This window comes from Pseudomonas sp. AC169 (assembly GCF_979258515.1).
In genome coordinates, this window is record NZ_OZ409866.1 from 2509866 (window position 1) to 2532704 (window position 22839).

Here is a 22839-nt window from a genome sequence, read left to right on the forward strand (position 1 = left end):
TGTTATAGTATAACAACAAGAACAAACCAGCCTTCTCTTGTCTTGATCGATAAAGAGCCGGAAGCTGTGCCAATCCGAGTCCGGAAAATCACCATGAAAAATGCGCTGAAATGCACGATTTTGAGCTTGGGGTTGCTGCTGGCCGGCAACGCCTTTGCGCAATTGCCAGCGCTCGCCAGCTGCACACGCAGCGCAAACCTGCTGGCCTGCGTCGACGCCGATGGCAATGCCTATAGCGTCAACACAGCCGGCAATACGCTTTATCTGCGTGGTTTTGAGAAAAATGGTCGACGTTATTGGGCGCAGACCAACAGCCGTTTCGGGCAATTGACCTTCTTCACCGGGATCGCCTCTGATGGCGAAGCCTGGGTTGGCTACACCCGACGTGTCGGCTGGACGACCATCAATCGCTTCTCCAGCTCGGGCGGCAGCAGTGCGAAATTCACCTGCAGCCGAATTACCGGCTGCTAAACCGGGGTGTTTTGCTGCGCCTTCTGCCAGGCGAGGTAGCTGTCGATCGGCGGATTGTGTTCAAAGTAACGCTGCAACCCTGCAAACAAGCCGTCGGCCACAGCCTGCTGATGTCGCGCCGAGACCAAGCGTTGGCTATCGCGCGCGTTGGAAATGAAGCCGGTTTCCACCAAAATCGATGGTACATCTGGCGATTTCAAAACCGCGAACCCAGCCTGTTCCACACGTTTCTGATGCAGTGTAGTAATACCGGCCAGACTGCCGAGCACCATGCCGCCCAACTGCAGACTGGCGGCGATCGTAGCGTTCATCGACATGTCGAGAATCACCCCCGCCAGCATCGGGTCTTTGTCTTTCAGATTGAGCAAACTGGTGGCGCCGAGCAGATCCGCGCCATTCTCCCGCTGCGCCATGAAGCGTGCCGTTGCAGACGTAGCACCGCCTTCCGACAGGCAATACACCGACGCTCCGGAAGCGGTCAGACGGGGTGCAGCATCGGCATGCAAAGAGATAAACATGTCAGCCTTGTGCTGGCGCGCGATCTCCACACGCTTGCGCAACGGCACGAAAAAGTCGTCATTGCGCACCAGTTTTACATCGAAGCCCTTCTGTCTTTTCAGGCGTTTGGCGAGCAATTGCGCAATGGCAAGCACCACATCCTTTTCCCTTTCCCCCTTGGCGCCGACGGCACCGGGATCCTTTCCCCCATGCCCTGGGTCGACGACGACAATGATGTCTCGTCGTGGATGCGTCTCCATAGATGGTGTTTCACGTGGAACCATTGGCGAACTGGGTAAGGATTTGGCGCTAACCAAATCCACAACCAGGCGATGACCCTGGCCATCCTGCGGTGCCAAGAGGAAGCTGTTCAACAGCACCGGGCTGCTCAGATCCAGAACAATCCGCGTATCACCGTGGCCAAAAGGCCCCGAGCGAATCGAACGAATCATCGTGTCGCTCAGCGCCAGCTGGCTGAAATCTGGGCCAACACTCGAGTCGGACACATCAATAATTAGACGCTCTGGGGTCGTTAGTGTGAAGGTTTTGTAGCGCACCGCCCCGCTTAGATCGAACACCAATCGCAGCTTTTCATCCGAGCGCCAAAGTCGCGCGTTGCGAATCTGCGTAGCTGAAACGCTAAACGGGAAGGCCAAGGCCGCGCTGGCCAGGATTAAATTAAGCAGATGGCGTCTGTGCATGTGAAAACCTGTTCATGAAAAAGGCATCGTGATTTGAATTGTTATAATGTAACATTCAATTCAATCAACACGATGGTCCCGAACATGAATTCGATGACACTTCCGGATATCGCCGCGCAGGTCACTCGCCAGGCTTTGCCGCTCGAATGGGTGGGCATGCGCGGCATTGCGTTACCTGTATTTGTAGAGGGTCAGCGTCTGAGCGCCAAGGCTGATGCGGGTGTAAGTCTTGATGATGGCGACGCACGCGGCATTCATATGTCGCGGCTGTATTTGGCCTTGGATGCACTCGAACAGAAGAGCCTATCCCCAGCGCGACTGCATCAGGTGCTCAAGCGTTTTCTGCAAAGCCACGAAGGTCTGTCCACCCGCGCCTACCTGAATATCCATACCGATTTGCTGCTAAAGAGACCAGCGCTTATCAGCCCATTGGCCGGGTGGAAGTCCTATTCCGCGAGCATTTGTGCCAGCCTGATAAATGAAGTGTTCCACGTGGAACTCAAAATCGAAGTGCCCTACTCCTCAACTTGCCCTTGCTCTGCGGCCTTGGCGCGGCAGTTGATCCAGCAACAATTCATCGACGACTTCGCCAATAAAGCTCTTCAGCACGCCGACGTTCTGACTTGGCTCGGCTCGACCCAAGGCATCATTGCCACACCTCACAGCCAACGCAGCACCGCGCAACTACACCTTCATCTCGACGACTTCATAGATGAGTTACCTCTGAGCGTGATCATCGATGATGCTGAAGCGGCGCTCGGTACCGCGGTACAAACGGCCGTAAAACGCGCAGACGAACAAGCCTTTGCCCTCGCTAACGGGCAGAACTTGATGTTCTGTGAAGACGCGGCACGCCGTCTGAATCTGGCACTGCGTCGTACTCCAGGCGTCAGTGGATTTCATCTGCGAGTGATCCACGCGGAGAGTCTGCACGCCCACGACGCCGTCGCCGAAAGCAACTGGCAGCGTGAGCAAGCATGATCCGCTGCCAATCTTTGAGCTGGGGTGCACCCGGCCAACCACTGACCGCACCGCTGAATCTTGAAATCGACAGCGGCAGCCTGACGGCCATCATTGGAGCAAATGGCTGCGGCAAGAGCAGCCTGCTGAAAGTCATCGCAGGACTACAAAAGCCGTTGGCGGGTAACGTCGCCCTGAGCGTTCCACGTCAAAGCGGATTGTCGTTCCTCCCCCAACAGCAGCACCTCGATCGTCAATTCCCTATCAGCCTCGAAGAGCTGATCGCAGCGGGTTTCTGGGGACGTCGGCTCTCAACTCAACTGCGCGCACAACGCCTGAAAGACGCACTGGAAAACTGGCACCTGAGCGGCCTCGAACAGCGTCCCTTGATGGCCCTGTCCGGCGGTGAACTGCAACGCGCCCTGCTCGCTCGACTGAGCCTGACCGACGCGCCCGTGCTACTGCTCGACGAACCCCACGCCGCACTCGATGAACTCGGTCAGCAGTTGCTCTGGCAGCACATCCACGCCTGGCATGGCGAAGGTCGAACACTGGTTGTGGTGTGCCACGACCTCGCAGCCGTGCGCCAACACATCCCTAAAACACTGCTGATCAAAAACCGCGACTGCGTGTTTGGCACGAGCGCAGAACTCATTCAGCAAACCCCTCACACGCAGGTGGCCTGATGCTCACCGTCGCGCACCTCTGGCAACCGTTCAATGAGTTCGTGTTCATGCGCCGCGCCCTGCTCGGTGGCTTGGTATTGGCGTGCAGCACCGCGCCGCTTGGCGTGTTCTTGATCCTGCGAAGGATGAGTCTGATCGGTGACGCGGTGGCCCACGGCATCCTCCCCGGCGCGGCCTTGGGTTTCTGGTTTGCCGGACTGAGCCTGCCCGCGCTGACGCTAGGTGGCTTGGGCGCTGGTATGAGCATGGCTGGCCTCGCCGCCTGGATCACCCGCCGCACCGGTCTGCGCGAAGACGCCAGCCTGGCCGCGATCTACCCAATCTCCCTCGCCAGCGGCGTGCTGATTCTCGGCATCGCTGGTAAACGCCTCGATCTGTTGCACTTGTTGTTCGGCTCAGCATTGGCCGTCGACGGACCGACCCTCAACGGCATGTTATGGGTTTCGTCATTCAGCCTGATCGCCATGACGCTGATCTACAAACCGCTGTTGCTCGACACCCTCGATCCGCTGTTCCTGCGAACCGTTAGCCGCCTCGGCCCACTCGCCCACGGCGTCTTCCTGACGCTGGTCGTACTCAATTTGGTCATCGGTTTCCAGGCCATCGGCGCACTGATGGTCGTCGGACTGATGATGCTCCCCGCCGCGGCGTCGCGCTTCTGGAGCCGACGCCTGCCGATCCTGATGACCATCGCGGCCGTCATCGGATGCCTCTCGGTATGGCTCGGCTTGTTGCTGTCGTTCTATTACTCGTTGCCCAGCGGCCCAGCCATCGTGTTGGTCGCCGGTGCCGGTTATCTGCTGTCCGTGGTGTTGGGACCGGTACACGGTCTGCTGCGCCGCCCGCCCCTGCTCACATCCCAATGAGGTGTTTCCCGATGCGTGCTCTAGTCGTGTTGTTCAGCCTGATGCTGTCGATGTCCTTGTCGGCGGCGGAAAAACTGCCGGTGGTCACCAGCTTCAGCATTCTCGCCGACATGGTCCATCAGGTCGGCGGCGAGCATATCCAGATCACCAACATGGTCGGCCCGGACGCCGATGCGCACACCTACGAGCCGACACCGGACGATGCGAAAGCGCTGCTCAGCGCCAAACTGATCATCAAGAACGGTCTTGGTTTCGAGCCATGGCTGGATCGTCTGGTCACCAGCACCGACACCAAAGCCATCGTCATCAGTGCCAGCCACGGCGTGATTCCACGCTCACTGGATGAAGACGGCGAGACCGTTCCCGACCCGCATGCCTGGCATAACCTGGCGAACGCCAAGTTGTACGTTGCCAATATCACCAAGGCACTGATCGCTGCGGATCCTGCGAACAAAGCCGACTACGAACGCAACAGCAAAACCTACCTGAAGCAGATCTACGCCTTGCTCGCCGAGGCCAAAACCAAACTCGGTGCGCTGCCTCCGGGCAACCGCAAGATCGTCACCAGCCACGATGCTTTCGGTTATCTCGGCCAGGCCTACGGCATCGACTTCATGGCGCCGCAAGGTTTGTCCACTGAACGTGAGCCATCGGCCGCCGAAGTCGCTGCGCTGATCACGCAGATTCGTCAGGCCAAGGTCAAAGCGGTGTTCATGGAAAACATCAAGGATGCGCGCTTGCTCAAGCAGATCGCCGACGAAAGCCGCGCGCAGATCGGCGGCACGCTCTACTCCGATGCCCTCGCCGCCCACGGCCCGGCCAGCACCTTCACCGGTCTGTTCGAATACAACCTCAACACCCTTTACGAAGCATTGAGCCGACCATGATCCGCAAGAATCCTTCAGGCGATCTGCCACAGATTGCCGAGTCGGCCTACGTCGACAAGACTGCGATCATCTGCGGCAAAGTGGTCATCGGTGAGAACGTCTTCGTCGGCCCCTACGCGGTGATCCGCGCCGATGAAGTAGACGCTTCGGGCGAGATGGAACCGATCACCATCGGCGCCAACTCAAATATTCAGGACGGCGTGGTGATCCACTCCAAATCCGGCGCGGCAGTGACCATCGGCGAATTCACGTCCATCGCTCACCGCTCGATCGTGCATGGTCCCTGCGTGGTTGGCGACCGCGTGTTCGTCGGATTCAACAGCGTGCTGTTCAACTGTGTGGTCGGCAATGGTTGTGTGGTGCGGCACAACTCAGTCGTCGATGGTCGGGATTTGCCCGAGGCGTTCTACGTGCCCTCCACGACCCGCATCGGACCGAACACCGACCTTTCGCAATTTCCGCCGGTGAGCGTCAGCGCCTCGGAGTTCTCCGAAGACGTGGCGCGTACCAACGTCGATCTGGTGCGCGGCTATAAAGCTTTGCAGAACGAGTTCTGAACCATGAGCAGCGTGCTGATTCGCAATGCAAGACTGGTCAACGAAGGGCGCGAGTTCGACAGTGATCTGTTGGTCGGCAATGGCCGTATCGTCAAGATTGCCCGCTGCATCGAAGGCGAAAACGCCACAGTGGAAATCGATGCGGAGGGCCAATGGCTGTTACCGGGAATGATCGATGACCAGGTGCATTTTCGTGAACCGGGGGCGCCGGCCAAGGGCAGCATTTACACCGAGTCGCGAGCAGCGGTCGCCGGTGGCATCACCAGTTTCATGGACATGCCCAACACCAACCCGGCCACCCTCACCCTTGAAGCACTGGCGGATAAAAAGCGTCGGGCAGCGATCAACTCTGTGGCCAATTACGGCTTTCACTTTGGCGTGAGCCGCGACAACCTGGACACGGTTGCAGCGCTCAATCCCTGCGAAGTGGCAGGCGTAAAAGTGTTCATGGGCGCTTCGACCGGCGACATGCTGGTGGATGATCCGAAGATCCTTGAGCGGCTGTTCGCCGAGGTCCCGACGATCCTTTTGGCGCATTGCGAACATACGCCGAGTATCGACGCCAACGCGGCCAATCTGCGCGAGTTGTTCGGAGAGCGAATACCGCCCGGCGCTCACCCGCTTATCCGCAATGTCGAGGCGTGTTATCGCTCCTCTTCACTGGCGGTAGAGCTGGCGAAACGTCACGGCACGCGCCTGCATGTTTTGCACCTGACCACGGCGCGTGAACTGGCGTTGTTCGAGGACAAACCGCTGGCGCAGAAACGCATCACCGCTGAAGTTTGCCTGCATCACTTGTTGTTCGATGATCGGGATTACCCAAGCCTCGGCAACCTGATCAAGTGCAACCCGGCGATCAAGACTCAAAACGATCGCGATGCCTTGCGTGAAGCGTTGAACAGCAATCGCCTGGACGTGATCGGCAGCGATCATGCACCGCATACCTGGGAGGAAAAGCAGCGGCCTTATGCACAGGCACCTTCGGGATTGCCGCTGGTGCAGCATGCGTTGCCGGCGTTAATGAAGCTGGTGGCGGACGATGTGCTGCCAATCACAACGTTGGTGTCGAAGACCAGCCACAGAGTCGCGGATCTGTTTGCGATTCCCGATCGTGGGTATCTACGTGAGGGGTACTGGGCGGACCTGGTATTGGTGGAGCCACAAACGCTGGAAGTGAATCGACAACCCATTCTGTCGCAGTGTGCATGGACCCCGTTTGCCGGGCGCAGCTTTCGTCATCAGGTAAGTACGACGATCGTCTCTGGGCAGATTGCGTGGCGGAATGGGCGGGTGAACGAGGGATGTCGGGGGTTGGCGCTGAGGTTTATGCGCTGAGCTGGAGGACGCTTTCGCGAGCAAGCTCGCTCCCACAATTGGAACGCATTTCCCTGTGGGAGCGACGGTGCGACCTGCTCGCGAAGCTTTTAGGCTCTTGGCTTAACAGCGCCGCAGTCCTGACCAAGCCAGACTGCACGTGTTTCCAGACTGCCTTTCTGGTTGATGCCGATCGCGTTGAAGGTGCCGTTGGCCACGGTGGTGAACTCACGATCACTGAGGAACGTCGCCACCCCGGTGCCCTGCGCTTTCGGACAACTGAAGCGGAATTTCCATTGGTTGCCGCTGCGCTCGGTGATCTGCTGTTTGCAGCCTGATTGCGGATCGGCCAGCGGAATGTCGTTGGTCGCCACTTGCTCAGGCGTCAGACACGCGCGAATACCTTTGCCGCCGATATTGATTCCGTTCTTCTCCAGCGCTGCGCGCTGTTGCGGGGTCATCTGGCCTTGCAACTGACCAAGGATCGATTGCACATCCATCGGCTGGTCATCGACCTTGACGTTGCTCGATGTCATTTCCCACAGCCCCGGCTGCAGCATCTGCGCCTGCGCAATCACCGGCAATGCCAAACCCAGACCCAGCGCCAAACCCAGCAGACGAACGTTCATCGAAAAACTCCTGATCAGTAGTGGCCGTTAGACGCCGGCCGATTGCTTCGGTTCATGCGCCAATTAAATAGCGACATTCGCGACAGAACATGGTCTGTTAAGCATTGAATCTTCCGGAGCAAGGCTGCCCCATGGATTATTTTGGACCGCACATTTTTGGTTATCTGATCGCCCTGATACACACCCTCGGCATGATCGCCGCCATCCATGCGGTGCTCACCGTGCGCACGGCTCAAGGCTCGATCGCCTGGGCATTGTCGCTGATCTTCATTCCCTACCTCACGCTTATTCCGTACCTGGTGTTCGGCCGCAGCACCTTTGATGGTTACATCAAGGCGCGGCGCCAGGCGAATGAACAGATGCGTCAGGCCATCTCCGAGTTGAACTGGCGCCCATGGGTAGAAGAAGCACTGACTGCGCGCGCCTCGAATGCCTACGCCTCGTTACGCGCCATGCCCAAACTGGGGCGCATGCCGTGTCTGGCGAACAACGAGGTGCAATTATTGGTCAACGGAGCAGCCACGTTCGAGGCGATTTTCCACGCCATCGATCAGGCTAAAGAAGCCGTGCTGATTCAGTTTTTCATCATTCACGATGATCGGCTCGGTCAGCGCTTGCGTGATTTGCTACTGAAGAAGGCTGCTGAAGGCGTATCGATTCATCTGCTTTACGACCGCATTGGCAGTCACGCCCTGCCCCACAGCTTTGTGCAGACGCTGCGCGATGCTGGCGTCGAGGTGAAAGCCTTCGCCACGCGCAGCGGCTGGCTCAATCGCTTTCAGGTCAACTTCCGCAACCACCGCAAGATTGTCGTAGTCGACGGCGTGGTCGGGTTTGTCGGCGGGCACAACGTTGGCGATGAATACATGGGTGAAAAACCACCGCTGGCACCCTGGCGCGATACCCATGTGAAGGTACGTGGCCCGGTGGTCGCGTGTATGCAGGAATCCTTCGCCGAAGACTGGTTCTGGGCCGCACGAACCCTGCCGCCGCTGATCCTGCCGGATGAGTACCCGGATGACGGCGTGCTCTGCCAACTGCTGGCCAGCGGCCCGGCCGACGCCTATGAAACCTGTTCACTGTTCTTTGTCGAAGCCATTCATGCGGCAACCGAACGGGTGTGGATCACCAGCCCATATTTCATCCCTGACGAGGCTGTGTTCGCCGCACTGAGATTGGCGGTTCTACGCGGCGTCGATGTGCGTCTGCTGCTACCTTCACGTCCCGATCACCGTATCGTTTACGCCGCTTCCAGCCTCTATGCATTCGAAGCAGTGCGCGCCGGCGTGCGGGTATTCCGCTACGAACCCGGTTTCCTGCATCAGAAAGTGGTGTTGATCGACAGCGAGATCAGCGCCATCGGCAGCGCCAATCTGGACAACCGCTCGTTCCGGCTGAATTTCGAGGTGATGCTGCTGACCGTCGACAGTGACTTCGCCGCCAGCGTGGAAAACATGCTCAAAGGGGATTTCGAGCAAGCCTACGAGGTCGCCAAAGAAGAAAGCCGGGAGATCCACCGACTGCAACAGGTCGGCATGCGGATCGCCCGGCTGATTTCACCGATTCTTTGAGCCCTGCCACGGGGAGGGAGCTCAACACGGGTCAAGGATTGTAGATATCGTCGCGCGTCCACGGCAGTTCATGGCTGCCATCCGCGTGCGCCTTCACCGCGAGGATCTGGTGCAGATTGATCCAGCCACGCGCGAACGCATAGGCGCAGCCGGCGAGGTACAAACGCCAGATGCGCAGCGCTTGTTCCGGCACCAGTTTGCCAGCGGCTTCAAGATTGTCCTCCAGCCGCTCGCTCCAGTGATCCAGCGTGCGCGCGTAATGCAGCCGCAGACTTTCGACATCGACAATCTCAAGTCCCGCTTCGCTGATCTCGGCGGAGATCATCGCCAGGTGCGGTAACTCACCGTTGGGGAATACGTATTTCTCGATGAAATCCCCGGCACCGCGTCCCACCGGACGGCCATCGGTGTGCTTGGCGGTGATGCCATGGTTCATCACCAGACCGCCGTCCTTCACTGCGCCGAACAGGGTTTTGCAGTACTCGGCGAGATTGGCGTGACCGACGTGCTCGAACATGCCGACGCTGACGACCTTGTCGAAACGCCCGTCCTGGGGCAGATCGCGGTAGTCGAGCAGCTGCAGTTCGATCTGGTCTTCCAGTCCTTCGGCTTTGACCCGCTCGCGGGCCAGTTCCAGCTGTTCCTTGCTCAGGGTGATGCCGAAGACCTTCGCGCCGAACTCTCGAGCGGCGTAACGTGCCAGACCACCCCAGCCGCAACCGACATCCAGCAGATAGTCACCCGGCTGCAAACGCAGCTTGCGGCACAGATGACGGAATTTGGCTTGCTGCGCTTGCTCAAGCGTCTCGCTGCCGGTTTCAAAATATGCACAGGAATACGCCATGTCGCTGTCCAGCCAGAGCTGGTAAAACGCGTTGGACAGGTCGTAGTGATAGGAAATGGCCTTGGCGTCGGTTTCCTTGTCGTGCAAGGCACGCACCGGCTGGCTGTCGTCCTCTTCATCGAGCAAGGCGCTGCTCAATTCGTCACAGACCCGGATGACTTCGCTGATCGAACCCTCCAGTTCGAGTTTGCCTTCAACGAATGCCGCTCCAAGTGCATCCAGACTTGGATGGGTGAACTGGGTGACCATCTGCGGGTCCTTGACCACAATGGTGACGCTAGGCGCCGGGCCCAGATTGAACTCATGGCCATCCCAGAGTCGCAGTCGAAGCGGAAGCTGCAGATTCTGCAAGGCCGGTGGAAGTTGCGCGAGCATGGAAAATCCCCCTTGTTTCAGACGTCTGATCTGAGGGTAGACCATCCTTGAAAAATAGCAGGCTATCGATTTGATAGCCGCCAACTATTAACCTGCAAGGCTGTTTGATCCGTTTTCAACGCGCCTGATCTAAGGACAAACAGCCCGATGCGCAGTTCAAAAAACGATCAATTCTGCTCTTTCAGCTTTAGCAGAGGCTCTTGGAAACGCAACAAACGACCGGCGTTACCCAGCACCAGTAACGTGCTGAGGTTGTGCAGCAGCGCGGCGATCATTGCCCCGGCGGCACCGAGCCAACCGAAGGCGGCGAACACGACAATCGCCAGCGTCCAGCCCAGCCCGATGATCACGTTGACCTGCAACGTCCTGCGGCACTGACGACTAAGTCGTACGCAGGTGCCGAGCCGACGCAGATCGCTGCCAATCAAGACGATGTCCGCCGAGGCCAGCGCGATATCCGCTCCGCCTGCGCCCATCGCCACACCGACCACGCCCGCCTTGAGTGCGAGCGAATCGTTGATACCGTCACCCACCACCATTGGCCGGAAGCCGTTGTCGATTTCCTTGAGCACGCGATTGAGTTTGTCTTCGGGCAAGGCTTGGGCCTGGACTTCGTGCAAACCGACCTCACGCGCCAGGGTCCGGGCCACGCTCTGACGATCTCCGGTCAGCAGCAGTTGCCGACCAAGGCCCAGTTCCCGCAATTCGTCGAGGGCAAAGCGGGCTTCCGGTTTGACCGTGTCGGCCAGCAATAACCAGGCGAGGAATTCACCGTTCAACGCCAGCCCGGCGATCGGTCCATCGTGCTCAGGCACGGTGGTGGTAGCGATCCGCAATTGTTCAAACAATTCCGGGCGACCGAGCGCCGCTTCGCCGTGCTCCGTCATGGCCACCACGCCGAGGCCTTGGCGTTCGTGGATATTGCTCAGCGGTAAACAGTCTTCTTGACCGACCAATCCCGCAAGCGCACGACTGACCGGGTGACTGCTTGCCGCGCCGAGACTGGCGGCGAGCGCCATAACCGTGGAGGACTCTGCGCGCGGGCTGTTGATCGCCTGCAAGCGGAGGGTGCCGAAAGTCAGGGTGCCGGTCTTGTCGACGACCAGTGAAGTAAGGTCGGCCAGTTCCTCAAGGAATGCCGAACTGCGGATCAGAATGCCGTGGCGTGCCGCTACCGCGACACCGGCAATCGCTGTGGCCGGTGCCGACAGCACCAACGCACACGGACAGGCTGCGACCAACACGGCGAGCATCGCTTGGGCATCGTGGGTGATAAACCAGGTCACCGCCGCCAGCAGCAACACCAGCACCATGTAGCTGCCGGCATAACGTTCGAGCAGGCGCGTGATCGGCGGTTTCGAGCGTTCTGCGTTCTGCATCAATGCGATGACTTTGCCCAGCGTCGACTCATCGCCGGTGCGCGTCACTTCGATCCGCAGCAAGCCATCGAGGTTGATCGCACCACCGAACACCGTCATACCGGCGCCTGCTTCGACCGGTACTGATTCACCGGTAATCGAAGCTGTATCGAGACTCGCCTGGCCGGACAGCACCCGACCGTCCGCCGGCACCCGATCACCCGCACGCACCTCAACGGTATCGCCGGACTTCAGCGTAGCGTTATCCACTTCGATGATCGCACCATCCGCCTGAACCTTGCGCGCATGGCTGCGGGTCAGTTGGCCGAGGGCGTGGATCGCTTCCTGCGAACCGATGACACTGCGCTCTTCCAACACGTGACCGAAGATCATGATGATCGGCAGCAATGCCGCCGTCAGCAAATCACCGGTTGCCCATGCGCCGAGCATGGCCAGGGCAATCAGTTGATCGGTGATGCCATGCAGGCTCGGATAGCGAAGGCTGAACCACGCCGAACGCATCACCGGCACGGCCACCAATAATGAAGCAAAACCCAGCAGCAATTGGCTGACCCCGGTCTGCTCAGGCAGCAGCCAACGCCAGATCAGACCCAGGCCAAGCAGGCCCAGCGCAAGCATGGCCAAGGTCAATTGCCGTGCAGCGCGGCGTTGTTCGGCCGAGGACAACAGGCTCGGTGCGGCAGTCGTCGCAGTCATTTACTGGCTCCCTGAATGATCAGGCGGGAATCGTCTTTCGGATCAACCGTGGTCACCGAACCGGCCTGACCGAGAATCTTCGGCATGCGCTCGCGGTAAAGGCGCAGGAGCATTTGCGGGTCGGTGCTGCTGGCCAGACTCGATACCGTGGCCGTGTCGGCAGAAGCCTTGGCCAGGCGCTCACCGGCCTGCGCGTGAGCGACTTGCAGAGTACGGTCGGCTTGTTCGTTGGCGGTCTGAGTGAGTTTTTCGGCGTCGGTACGCGCATTGGCCACGGCTTTGTCGGCCTGCTGACTGGCCGTCAATACTGCGTTAAAAGCACTGACCGCCGGAGCGGGCAGACTCGATTGCACATCGACCCGCGCAACTTCAATGCCGATGCCCTGCCCGCTCGCTTTCAACTCGGCCAAGCGCTTGTTGATGCCTTGCACCAGATCACCGCGCAGTTTTTCACGGCGTTCGGCCGCTTGGTTGTCAGCGCCAATCAACTCCGGGCGAGCGACGAGAATAGTGTCCAGATCCCGCGCGGCAGTCAGCGCCACGGCACTGCGAGTGACCAATCGATCCAGCGCTGGCAGCACATGATCAGTCTGCAACACGAAGTCGTAAGGGTCGCTGACTTTGTAAAACACTCGCACATCGAGTTGCACTACTCCGGCATCACCGGTCAATAAATAACCAGAGCCAGCCAGCGCATCGCTCAACGGAACGGCGAACGAAGCGACCCGATCGACCTTGAGTGCTTCATCGCTGCGCAACAGATTTTCCACTCGGCGCTCAATCACTCGATCCGCTGCCGGCAGCAAGATCACCTGCTCGAACGGCTGAGGCCAGGCCAATAACAGACCGGCATTCTGGATGCGATCAAGCGCGCCGAAATGCAAAACCACCGCGCGACTTTGTGGATCAATCTGCCGCACATTGGAAAACGCCCAGGCCAATGCGGCCAGTACTGTCACCGCATACAAGGCAAAAAACGCCAAACGTCCGGCCTGAATCCACGGACTGTTCAGCGAATGTGTTCCACGTGGAACTTGTTCATTCATGGCTGCAATCCGGATTTGCTGTCGAGTGTCGGCGGGCCATCAACCAGCACGCGGAATGGCGCGGCGTCGGTGCGCAGAATCAATTTGGTGTCTGGCGTGACAATGGTGCCGAGGGTATCGAGCGAACGCAGCAAGTTGTAGAGCTGCGGTGAACTGGCATAAGCGCGACCATAAATTTGCGCCGCTTCGACCCGGGATTGCGCTTCGATTTCTGCTGCCTTCACCGTGGCATCGGCTTGAACAATCCGTGCATCGCGTTCGGCAGCGGAACGGATCTGCGCGGCTTCACGCTTGCCGATCGCCGTGCGTTCGGTGGCGATGGTTTCACGCTCGGCGCGCATGCGATCGACCGTGGCCGTCAGCGTTACCGATGGCAAGGTCAAACGCTCGATGCCGACTTGCACGACACGCACGCCATAAGTCGCGAGCAATTGCTGATCGATCTGCTGACGCAACTGCGCTTCGAATTCAGCGATATGCACTTGGCTGGCATCGGTGTTGACCAGATTCGCCAGATCGAAACTGCTCGCAGTGGTTTCCAGCGCCGAACCAACAAAGGTGCGAATTTGCCGTGCCGCTTCGTCAGGCTGATTCTGCACTGCGCGCATGAAACGCTGCACGTTGTCCGGATCACCCTGCACCTGCCACGCCACATAAGCCTGAATGATGATGCGCAAACCGTCGCGGGTACCGACATCCTGCAAGCCACTGGAGGTCGTTCGCAGACGCAAATCCACCGGAATCGCCGCCTCGAACGGTGCCGGCCAGCGCCAGCTCAAACCGGGGTCAAGCAGCACCCGCGATGGATTGCCGAAACGGGTAATGACCGTGGCTTCACCGGAGCGCACTTGCACCAGGCTCGCCGCGGCAACGGCGAACGCCACCAGCAACACCGCCCAACCCATGCGCCGCCAGGGGAAAGGCCCCGCCTCTTCCGGCGCACCATGGTGATGATGATGATGGTGATGCCCGCCGTGACCGTGATCGTGGCCGCTGTGGTCATGATGATCGTGTGTGTGCGACTGGCTCAATGGGCGACTCCTGGTTGAGCGGTGGTGCGCGCGGGCGTCGGGTCAGCCGGCAGCGTGAACGTACGCAGATCGATGGTGGGGGCATTGCTGCTGCCGCCCAGACGATGATCGAGGATCAGTAATTTGCTTTTGCTCAGGCCTTGGCTGAGCTGGCCGAGATATTGCTCCAGCACGAAAGCCTGACCAGCGCTGGCGAAGGCTTTTTGCTCGGCACGGAATCTCAGTTCCGCCGCCTGCGCTGTCGCACTGGTTTCCCGCGCATTGGCGCTGGCCTGATCACGAGCCAGGCTGGCCTGCAATTGCGCCTGATTACTCGCGTCAGCCGCCGCGCCCCGCTCCCGCGAGATCAATGCCTGTGCACCGATCTGCGCCGCTTGCACGCTGTGATAGGCATTGGCGGCACCGGCTGGCGGATGAATGGCTTCGACAACCGTGGCGAGAATCTCCACGCCGCTATCGAGTTTTCGCAGATCGCTCTGCACCGCACGACCGATTTCTTCAGCCAGCCCTACCCGGTCTTCACCGAGCAAACCATCGAGTGTGCGTGAGGCAAAGTCGTGCACCAGAATCCGGCTGGCGGTGCTGCGGATCAGCGTCGGCACATCGGCACTGTTGTAGGTGGCGGCCAGCGCGGCCTGATCGCTCAAGCCAATGCGATAGACGAAACGCACGTCCATGTTGACGATCTGAAAGCTCTGTTGCTCGCCACGGCTGCTGGCGATGACTTGCGACTTGTCGTTGACATGACTGGCGTCCCACAAGCGGTTGGCGGTTATCGGTGCAGGACCTTCAGCAGGGTCGGCTTGCAGCGGCGCAGGATTATCACCGACGCTGGTTGCCAACTCGTGAACCACGCCGTTTTCAACGATCAATACCCGCCCCAGCGGCCACGGTAGACCGGTGTGCAAGCCCGGGCCGAATACCTGCAATGGTTTGCCGAAGCGCTCATAAATACCCCGGCCCTGTAGCGGGATTTCGTGGATGCCGGTGAGTAACCAGCCTACTGCCGCGACAAGGGCCAGCACCGGTAAAAAGGCGCGGCGCATGTAACTGAACGCCCAGATCTGACGAAGGTCGATGCCAAAGCGGTTGTGCAATTCATGCTGCAAGGCAAGTAACGGCTGTGGTGGCCAACGCAGCATGTCAGCGACAAAACTGCGCGCCAACAACGTCGGTTCAAGCTTCTCACGGCGAGGGCTGAATACCGAGAGAACGGCACGTAATAGCAGCTCGATCGCGACCAGTCCTGGCAAGATGCCGATCAACACGGCAATGCGAACCGGCCACACAGCACTCTCGCCGGCGAACAGTAAGCACAGCGCGCTCAGCAGCAGACTGATGATCGCCACGCGCGTCAATTGTGCCAATGAACCTGCTTCGGGCCATTGCGCCGGATGCTCCTGGGCCAGTTGCCGCTCCAGTACCAGCAAGCCGAACGCCAGCAGCAACGCCAACGCAGCACCCACCGTGGCGGATAACCCTACGGCAGCGGCGGGCAACGCAAGGTTCCACACTTGCTCGATGCTCAGCACCACCAGCAGCGACCATCCAGCCAACCACAGCGTCGCTGCACCGATCTGGCCGATCACACGCAAACCGCGCTGACTGAGGCGATCCAGCAGCCGCTCGTACCAGCCTTGCGGCGCGGACTGTTGCTCCTCAACCGGCGGCGCCGACACAGCAGGATTGATCACCCGCGCACGCCATTGCGTCACCCACCACGCCGATTGCAGCCCTGCGACCAGCACCAACAACGCCGCACTCTGGTTGACCAGGAGCGGCAGCCACAAGGACTGCGAGGCAAACAGCCCGACGAAAAACGCCAGCACCCACCCTGCCCCGGCCAATCCGCCGAGTCCGATCGCCCAGCGTCGCAGGCGGCGGCTTTGCACGGCTGCCTGCTGAAAGCGCGGCAGTCCTGTTACTTGCGTGCCTTCCACGTCCAGATCGACTTGCATATCACCCCGAATTGATTGACCCACGTTGCATATCGTTACGATATAACGAAAGACGTGAAATATTCGTACACAATTACGCTTATTCAAAAACGCCTGAGCTGTCGCTTGCCTGAAGCCTTGACCGAAATATGGGGAAAAGCACATATTACGTCCGTAATTTTTACCCGGAACTACTTTTAGCGATCCGCATCCATCAAACAGGAGCAAGCGCATGAGCAACTATGACGTGGTGATTCTGGGCGGCGGGCCCGGGGGTTATAACGCGGCGATCCGCGCCGGCCAGCTGGGTCTCAAGGCGGCGTGCGTGGAAGGTCGTGCGACCCTTGGCGGCACCTGCCTGAACGTCGGTTGCATGCCGTCAAAAGCCCTGTTGCATGCCTCGGAGCTGTACGACGCGGCGATGGGCGCGGAATTCACCAACCTCGGCATCGAGGTCAAACCGACGCTGAACCTCGCGCAAATGATGAAACAGAAAGACGAAAGCGTGGCCGGCCTGACCAAAGGCATCGAGTTTCTGTTTCGCAAAAACAAGGTCGACTGGATCAAGGGTTGGGGCCACATCGACGGCCCCGGCAAGGTCACAGTGACCGACGCTCAGGGCAGCAAAACCGAACTGACCGCCAAGGACATCATTATCGCCACCGGTTCCGAGCCCACTCCCCTGCCCGGCGTCGAGATCGACCACCAGCGCATTCTTGATTCAACCGGTGCGCTATCGTTGAGCGAAGTGCCCAAGCATCTGGTGGTGATCGGTGCCGGGGTAATTGGCTTGGAACTGGGCTCGGTATGGCGGCGACTTGGCGCTCAAGTCACCGTGGTCGAATACCTCGACCGCATCTGTCCGGGCGTTGATGGCGAGGCCGGTAAAACCCTGCAACGCTCGCTGAGCAAACAGGGCATCGCGTTCAAGCTGAGTTCGAAAGTCACCAGCGCCACCTCTTCTGCAAACGGTGTGCAGCTCAGCGTCGAGCCTGCTGCGGGTGGCACAGCTGAACTGCTCGAAGCCGATTACGTGCTGGTCGCTATCGGTCGTCGCCCTTACACCCAAGGTCTCGGTCTGGAAAACGTCGGTCTGAGCACCGATAAGCGCGGCATGCTCGCCAACCAACAGCATCGCACCGAAGCCCCTGGCGTTTGGGTGATCGGCGACGTGACCTCCGGGCCGATGCTTGCGCACAAGGCTGAAGACGAAGCCATGGCTTGCGTCGAGCAGATCCACGGCAAGGCTGGCGAGGTCAATTACGCGCTGATCCCCAACGTGATCTACACCAAACCGGAACTGGCCAGCGTCGGCAAGACCGAAGAACAACTCAAGGCCGAGGGCCGCGCCTACAAGGTCGGCAAGTTTCCGTTCACCGCCAACAGCCGGGCGAAGATCAACCATGAGACCGAAGGCTTTGCCAAAGTCCTCGCCGACGAGCGCACCGATGAGGTACTCGGCGTGCACCTGGTCGGCCCGAGCGTCAGTGAAATGATTGGCGAGTTTTGTGTTGCGATGGAGTTCAGCGCTTCGGCTGAGGACATTGCGTTGACTTGCCATCCGCATCCGACCCGGTCAGAAGCGTTGCGCCAGGCGGCGATGAATGTCGAGGGGATGGCGACGCAGATGTAGGTTTCTGAAATCTTTATTGACCGGACTGCCGCTTTCGCGAGCAAGCTCGCTCCTACATTCGACCGCAATACTGAAAGAGCGCGGTCACTGTGGGAGCGAGCTTGCTCGCGAAGGATGCGACTCGGTCTATAACGGAAGATGCCCCAGCGGCAACGCCCCTGGCGTCTTCACCGTGTGAATCGCAAAGTTGCTGCGAATATCGCTCACCCCCGGCAGCTTCAGCAGGCAGCTGCTGAGAAAACGGTCATACGCACGCAGATCCGGCACCACCACCTGCAGCAAAAAGTCCGATTCCCCCGACACCAGAAATGCTGAAATCACTTCCGGCAACGCTGTCACTGCGGCATAAAACGCCTCGGCCTGTGCATCGTTATGCCGCTCGACCTTGACCCCGACAAACACCGTCAGCCCCAGCCCGACTTCATCACGATCGAGATTGGCCTGATACCCGCGAATCACCCCCGCCTCTTCCAGCATCCGCACCCGGCGCAGACACGGCGAGGCCGACAGGCCGATTTCGTCCGCCAGTTCGACATTGCTCAGGCGTCCATTGCGTTGCAGGGCCGCGAGAATCTTGCGATCAAAAGCGTCGAGTTTCATCGTTGGCAGATCCTGATAGTCGTGGCGTTTAAAACAAGCAGATTATGCCAAAGCAACAGGCTTTAGAAGCGGACTACGCAAGCACCTGCCCCCTCCTTCCGCCCTAGACTTGGCGCACCGAATCGACAACGAAAGGGCTGCAACATGGCGAGTCTCTGGCTATTTTTCCTGGCATTGGCGGTGGTCTATCTGTTGCCCGGCCCGGACATGATCCTGCTGCTGCAAACCGGTGCCCGCCAGGGTCGCGGCGCGGCGCTGGCCACCGCAGTCGGCCTGGGCGTTGCCCGCGCTTGTCACGTGGCCCTGGCGGCGTTGGGGCTGGCGGCGCTGTTCAAAGCCGCGCCGTGGACATTCGAGGTGGTGCGATTGGCGGGGGCAGCGTATCTGTTGTGGATCGGCATTCAATGCCTGCGCAGCACCCTGCTGCCGAACCTGAATGCTGGTGAGCCTGGCGACTCCCACGGGCAATGGCGCGAAGCCGTCCGACGCGGTTTGCTGACCAACCTGCTCAACCCCAAAGCGCTGTTGTTCTGCTCGGTGCTGCTGCCGCAATTCATCGTCAATGACGGTGCGCCGGTGCTAAGCCAATTCGCCGTGCTTGGCATGCTGCTGGTCGGCGTCGGCCTGCTGTTCGACAGCGCCTACGCCCTCACCGGCGCCGCGCTGGGTCGTTGGCTGCAACACAGTCCAATGGCCCAACGCTTTCAACAATGGCTGTTCGGCAGCCTATTGATCGGTTTTGCCGTGCGCCTGACGTTCGTCCAGCAGGCTTAGCCTTTCCGGGCCTTGCGCTGGCGACGGCTGATCAATAGCAACGCGGCGGCCGCGACCAGCACCACCACGCCGATCTGCACCGGCCACTTGTACGGCCGCAGTGATGAACGCACAGCATCCGTGACCTGGGTGACGTAACGCTTGTCGGCGTTTTCGAAATCCGGGTACGGGCACTGATTGCCGAAGTCCACCGCCCACGGCACGAACGGGCCTTCCTTGATGTACCGCTGATACAGCGCACTCTGGTCTTCCAGGCTGCTGTTCCAGCCGGCAGCGTTGCACAGCACAGCGGCAAACGCCTGACTGGTGTGCGGCAGATTGTCAGCGGCGCGCCCGGCCAGCTCAGTGGCGACGAAACGATAGTGATAGCGCTGATCCGGTTTCGCTTCGCTGGCGGCTTGACGCTGCAATTCGGCTTCGCTCACCAGCGGGCCGACTTTCAGCTCAGTGCTTTCCAGGCTGTAGTTGCCACCGAACGTGGCGTAGTCCGGCGCCATCTCGTAACCGAGAATATCCATACCCCATTCGCGGGCCGTCCACGCGGCGTTGTAAAGCGCACTGGCACGTTTGGTCGGCCACCACGCAGCATCGGCCTTCAGCCGCTGTTCGCCGTAGAGTCGCGCCTTGTTTTGCAGGTCGGGATTGTCGAAGTAAGCCACCGCGTCAGCGTAGTGCCCTTCGCGCAGCAAACGCCGACCGAGCAGATTACGCAGGCTGGCGGCGACCGACAGCGGCACGTAATTGTCGCGCTCCTGCTGGGTCAACGCCGGCGGGGCCGGGACGTTGTCGTCGACGTACTTTTTCAGTTCTGCCACCGTCAGCACGCGTTCGGCCACCGTCGCGGCATCGAACCAATAGACGCTGTTGCTGCGGTATAACTGCACGAACGCTTGCAGATACTCGCCGCGCTGCAAGGCGAGAATTGCGCTTTCGCCTTCGACCCGGCACTTCGGCTGGACGGCTTCATAGGCCCAGTCCGGTGTGCGCCGGTCACCCCAGTCTTCGCTCTGCGGGAAGGCCTGCGCGGCTTTCGAATAGGCGGCGGCCGCGGCATTTTTATCGCCGTCACGCACCGCCAGTTTCGCCCGTAGCCACCACGCCAGGCCGCCGTCACCGGCGTTTTCAAGGAAGGCTTTGGCACCGGCGTAATCGCCCTGTTGATAACTCATCGCCGCCAGTCGATCAGCGTTTTCGAGGCTGCCACGGGTACTGTTCTGCAGCAGCTTGACCAGTTTTTTCTCGTTCGGCGGCTCATCGCCAAACGACCAGCCCTGGCGGCTGACCAGCGATGCCGTGACCAGTTGCTGCACGGCTTTGTGCTGCAGCAGCTCGGCCAGTTCGGCCTCGGGCAACTCCGCCAGTTCATTCATCAATTGCTTGAGCGAGGTGTAACCCACGGCCGAGCCGTGCAGGTTCTGTGCTTCATACAATTCGATGGCGCCATTCCAGTCGCCCGCCGTGCGCAACACCCGCGCCTCTTCACCGAGGCTGGCGACACCCAACTCCAGCGGATCGCTGAAGCCATCAATGCTCAATTGCCGGGCCTGGCGGAACGCGTCACGCGATTGCTCCAGCGCCTCGACGGCATTCCCGCCGTCGCTGCTCATGGCAAACCAGGTACGGCCCAGCGAATACGCCGCCCACGTGCTGCGCAACGGACGCTGATCTGCCGGCAGGGCTAGCAGCTTGTTGAAATACTCGACCGCGAGTTGCTGTTCGCCGGTGGCAAAAGCTACCGCACCGGCCACGTACAAGCGGACTTCCGCCGGCAGACTGGCGCCCTGTGCCTCGACCTGGTGGGCATCGGTCAGGCCGCGCAGTTGTTTGACCAACGCTTGCTGCTCGGCGCTCAGTCCGGCCTGCTCGGCCTTCTCCCGGGCCTCGGCCGCCGCGTTTTCCTCGCCATACATATCGTTGGGATTGTGCGTTGCCGCGGTGACGTTCTTCAGCCCGGCAATGGTTTTGCCGAGGCGGCTGAGTTCGAAGTTGAAGTTGCCCTCAGGCAGATCCGCGAGGGTCTGGCCGCGATTGTCGAGCAGGCGCATCGGGAAATCCGGCCCGCAAGCCAACGCCGAACCCAGCGGCAAGCAGAGGCTCAGGCAGAGCAGATGGCGGGGCCAGTTACGGGTCAACATGCGAACCTCCTTGATCAATATTGGCGCAACGCGCCCAACCGATAGCGCGTTGTCCGCCCGCCGGCAAACGGCCGTCGCGCAGGCGGGTGAAGGTAAGCAGATCCGGGCTTTGTTGCAACGAGTAACCGGCGAGCGCATCGGCGCCTTCACAGCTTTGCGCCTTCAGCGTGATCCGCGCGGGCCAGGCACTGTCGAGATTGCCGGGGTTGTCGAGTCTGATGTCGTAGAGACCGTCGTGTTCGCTCAACGTCACGCCGAGCCGACTGTTGAGTTGATCACCCCGGGCGACTGCGCGCAGGGTGGTCAGACTCCAGGCGCGACGATCATTGGCCAGCGGCAGACGAAACCAGATCAGACCGGCCAGATGCGCGGGCGGGTTTGCACGCAATGCCTGACCTAGCTGGCCCAGTTGCAGCGGATCCGCCAGCAGTTCCCGGCGTTGCCCGGCTCGCTCAAGTTGCACTTCGCTTTCCACCACCGGCGCCCCGCCGTCATCGGGCAACAGCGCTACGCCGTAAGCCGGCAGCGCCAGATAGAAGGGCTTGTCAGTGATACCTGCCCAAGCCTTGGCCCACTTCAACGCCTGATCAGGATCGAACAAACCGCGACGCGGATCACTGACCGCATGCACTTGCAGCACGCTGCTGTCGACGGTTTGCAGGAGTTCGGGCAATTGCGCACTGCCGAGCCAGGCTGGCAGGGCAGTGATACTCAAGGGCAGATTCTTCGGTAAGGCCGAGCGCAAATGTTTGAGAAATTCAGCGTACGCCGGCAACCGCGCATTACCCGCGTCGTGATCGATCTCGACGCCGTTTAACGTCAGGCCTTGCGCTTGCCAATCGGCAAGCACCTGCAGAATCTGCGCAGTGAGCTGATCCTGATCCAGCGACTTGAGCTGCCCATCGAGACGAATCACGGCGATCAACGGACGGCCATCGGCTTTCAATAATTGCGCATCGATCCGCGCCCGGCTCCACCCTGCATTCGGAAAAGCCTGCAGCGCCAGCACGCGCAGCGTCGAGAAGTCCTGTCGACTGTCACGCAGCGCCGTTTCGTGGGCCGGCGTCCATTGGCGTTGCCAGATGTAGAGTTGTTGGTCGAGGGGGGGCGCGTCGTGTTGCTCGCAACCCGCGAGAACGATGCCCAAAAACAGACCCACAATAAACCGCATACCTTCCAGCCCCCTGACACCACAAGGCTGCAAGGTTACACAAAACCCTGTGGGAGCGAGCCTGCTCGCGAAGGCATT

20 protein-coding genes are annotated in these 22839 nt (G+C 60.0%); 10 read left to right on the forward strand and 10 right to left on the reverse strand.

What is annotated here, in order from left to right:
- The first annotated feature begins 93 nt into the window (after window positions 1-93).
- Window positions 94-471, forward strand: a complete 378-nt coding sequence (locus ACZZ0G_RS11460) for a glutamine synthetase (RefSeq protein WP_463556198.1) — start codon at window positions 94-96, stop codon at window positions 469-471.
- On the opposite strand, the gene ACZZ0G_RS11465 is transcribed toward ACZZ0G_RS11460, so the two are convergent.
- Entirely contained in the window at window positions 468-1670 is a 1203-nt protein-coding gene (locus ACZZ0G_RS11465; RefSeq protein WP_463556199.1) for an N-acetylmuramoyl-L-alanine amidase, read from the reverse strand. The genes ACZZ0G_RS11460 and ACZZ0G_RS11465 overlap by 4 nt on opposite strands.
- 84 nt (window positions 1671-1754) lie before the next feature.
- Between ACZZ0G_RS11465 and folE2 the strand changes: the two genes are divergently transcribed.
- From folE2 to ACZZ0G_RS11495, 6 genes are read left to right on the forward strand one after another with little or no spacing between them, the layout of a single operon-like run.
- Window positions 1755-2651 carry a GTP cyclohydrolase FolE2 gene (gene folE2 / locus ACZZ0G_RS11470; RefSeq protein WP_463558845.1) on the forward strand — a complete coding sequence of 299 codons (897 nt, stop codon included), beginning with the start codon at window positions 1755-1757 and terminating at the stop codon, window positions 2649-2651.
- A complete protein-coding gene (locus tag ACZZ0G_RS11475) occupies window positions 2648-3316 on the forward strand; it encodes a metal ABC transporter ATP-binding protein (protein ID WP_463556200.1) in 669 nt (222 codons plus the stop codon). The genes folE2 and ACZZ0G_RS11475 overlap by 4 nt, the downstream gene beginning before the upstream one ends.
- Window positions 3316-4182 carry a metal ABC transporter permease gene (locus ACZZ0G_RS11480; RefSeq protein ID WP_463556201.1) on the forward strand — a complete coding sequence of 289 codons (867 nt, stop codon included), beginning with the start codon at window positions 3316-3318 and terminating at the stop codon, window positions 4180-4182. Before ACZZ0G_RS11475 ends, ACZZ0G_RS11480 begins: the two co-directional genes overlap by 1 nt.
- Before the next feature lie 11 nt (window positions 4183-4193).
- Entirely contained in the window at window positions 4194-5069 is an 876-nt protein-coding gene (locus tag ACZZ0G_RS11485; RefSeq protein WP_463556202.1) for a metal ABC transporter substrate-binding protein, read from the forward strand.
- Entirely contained in the window at window positions 5066-5626 is a 561-nt protein-coding gene (locus ACZZ0G_RS11490) for a gamma carbonic anhydrase family protein (RefSeq protein ID WP_463556203.1), read from the forward strand. The genes ACZZ0G_RS11485 and ACZZ0G_RS11490 overlap by 4 nt, the downstream gene beginning before the upstream one ends.
- Window positions 5627-5629: 3 nt before the next feature.
- Window positions 5630-6961 carry a dihydroorotase gene (locus tag ACZZ0G_RS11495; RefSeq protein ID WP_463556204.1) on the forward strand — a complete coding sequence of 444 codons (1332 nt, stop codon included), beginning with the start codon at window positions 5630-5632 and terminating at the stop codon, window positions 6959-6961.
- Window positions 6962-7050: 89 nt separating this feature from the next.
- Here ACZZ0G_RS11495 and ACZZ0G_RS11500 read toward each other — a convergent pair whose 3' ends face one another.
- Complete coding sequence (locus ACZZ0G_RS11500; RefSeq protein WP_315444953.1) at window positions 7051-7569, reverse strand: DUF3617 domain-containing protein; 519 nt, start codon at window positions 7567-7569, stop codon at window positions 7051-7053.
- A 131-nt stretch (window positions 7570-7700) separates the two neighbouring features.
- Between ACZZ0G_RS11500 and cls the strand changes: the two genes are divergently transcribed.
- A complete protein-coding gene (gene cls / locus ACZZ0G_RS11505; protein WP_463556205.1) occupies window positions 7701-9140 on the forward strand; it encodes a cardiolipin synthase in 1440 nt (479 codons plus the stop codon).
- Window positions 9141-9171: 31 nt separating this feature from the next.
- Here the strand turns inward: cls and cfaB are convergent, their stop codons facing one another.
- The 5 genes from cfaB to hflK (ACZZ0G_RS11530) form a co-directional block, all read right to left on the reverse strand.
- Window positions 9172-10359 carry a C17 cyclopropane fatty acid synthase CfaB gene (gene cfaB, locus ACZZ0G_RS11510; protein ID WP_463556206.1) on the reverse strand — a complete coding sequence of 396 codons (1188 nt, stop codon included), beginning with the start codon at window positions 10357-10359 and terminating at the stop codon, window positions 9172-9174.
- 167 nt (window positions 10360-10526) lie between these two features.
- The gene (locus ACZZ0G_RS11515; protein WP_463556207.1) at window positions 10527-12434 is read right to left on the reverse strand and encodes a heavy metal translocating P-type ATPase; all 1908 of its coding nucleotides are present in this window, start codon (window positions 12432-12434) and stop codon (window positions 10527-10529) included.
- Entirely contained in the window at window positions 12431-13480 is a 1050-nt protein-coding gene (hflK, locus tag ACZZ0G_RS11520) for a protease modulator HflK (RefSeq protein WP_463556208.1), read from the reverse strand. The genes ACZZ0G_RS11515 and hflK (ACZZ0G_RS11520) overlap by 4 nt, the downstream gene beginning before the upstream one ends.
- Entirely contained in the window at window positions 13477-14511 is a 1035-nt protein-coding gene (hflC, locus tag ACZZ0G_RS11525; protein WP_463556209.1) for a protease modulator HflC, read from the reverse strand. The genes hflK (ACZZ0G_RS11520) and hflC overlap by 4 nt, the downstream gene beginning before the upstream one ends.
- The gene (gene hflK, locus ACZZ0G_RS11530; protein WP_463558846.1) at window positions 14508-16469 is read right to left on the reverse strand and encodes a protease modulator HflK; all 1962 of its coding nucleotides are present in this window, start codon (window positions 16467-16469) and stop codon (window positions 14508-14510) included. The genes hflC and hflK (ACZZ0G_RS11530) overlap by 4 nt, the downstream gene beginning before the upstream one ends.
- A gap of 211 nt (window positions 16470-16680) precedes the next feature.
- Here hflK (ACZZ0G_RS11530) and lpdA point away from each other — a divergent pair, with 211 nt between their 5' ends.
- Window positions 16681-18081 carry a dihydrolipoyl dehydrogenase gene (gene lpdA / locus ACZZ0G_RS11535; protein ID WP_463556210.1) on the forward strand — a complete coding sequence of 467 codons (1401 nt, stop codon included), beginning with the start codon at window positions 16681-16683 and terminating at the stop codon, window positions 18079-18081.
- Between the two features lie 126 nt (window positions 18082-18207).
- Here the strand turns inward: lpdA and ACZZ0G_RS11540 are convergent, their stop codons facing one another.
- A complete protein-coding gene (locus ACZZ0G_RS11540; protein ID WP_463398264.1) occupies window positions 18208-18681 on the reverse strand; it encodes an Lrp/AsnC family transcriptional regulator in 474 nt (157 codons plus the stop codon).
- A 144-nt stretch (window positions 18682-18825) separates the two neighbouring features.
- Here ACZZ0G_RS11540 and ACZZ0G_RS11545 point away from each other — a divergent pair, with 144 nt between their 5' ends.
- Window positions 18826-19455, forward strand: coding sequence for a LysE family translocator (locus ACZZ0G_RS11545; protein ID WP_463556211.1), 630 nt, complete (start codon window positions 18826-18828; stop codon window positions 19453-19455).
- Here ACZZ0G_RS11545 and ACZZ0G_RS11550 read toward each other — a convergent pair.
- Both ACZZ0G_RS11550 and ACZZ0G_RS11555 read right to left on the reverse strand, forming a co-directional pair.
- A complete protein-coding gene (locus ACZZ0G_RS11550; RefSeq protein ID WP_463556212.1) occupies window positions 19452-21590 on the reverse strand; it encodes a hypothetical protein in 2139 nt (712 codons plus the stop codon). The genes ACZZ0G_RS11545 and ACZZ0G_RS11550 overlap by 4 nt on opposite strands.
- Window positions 21577-22761, reverse strand: coding sequence for a DUF3142 domain-containing protein (locus ACZZ0G_RS11555; RefSeq protein ID WP_463556213.1), 1185 nt, complete (start codon window positions 22759-22761; stop codon window positions 21577-21579). Before ACZZ0G_RS11555 ends, ACZZ0G_RS11550 begins: the two co-directional genes overlap by 14 nt.
- Between the last annotated feature and the right edge of the window lie 78 nt (window positions 22762-22839).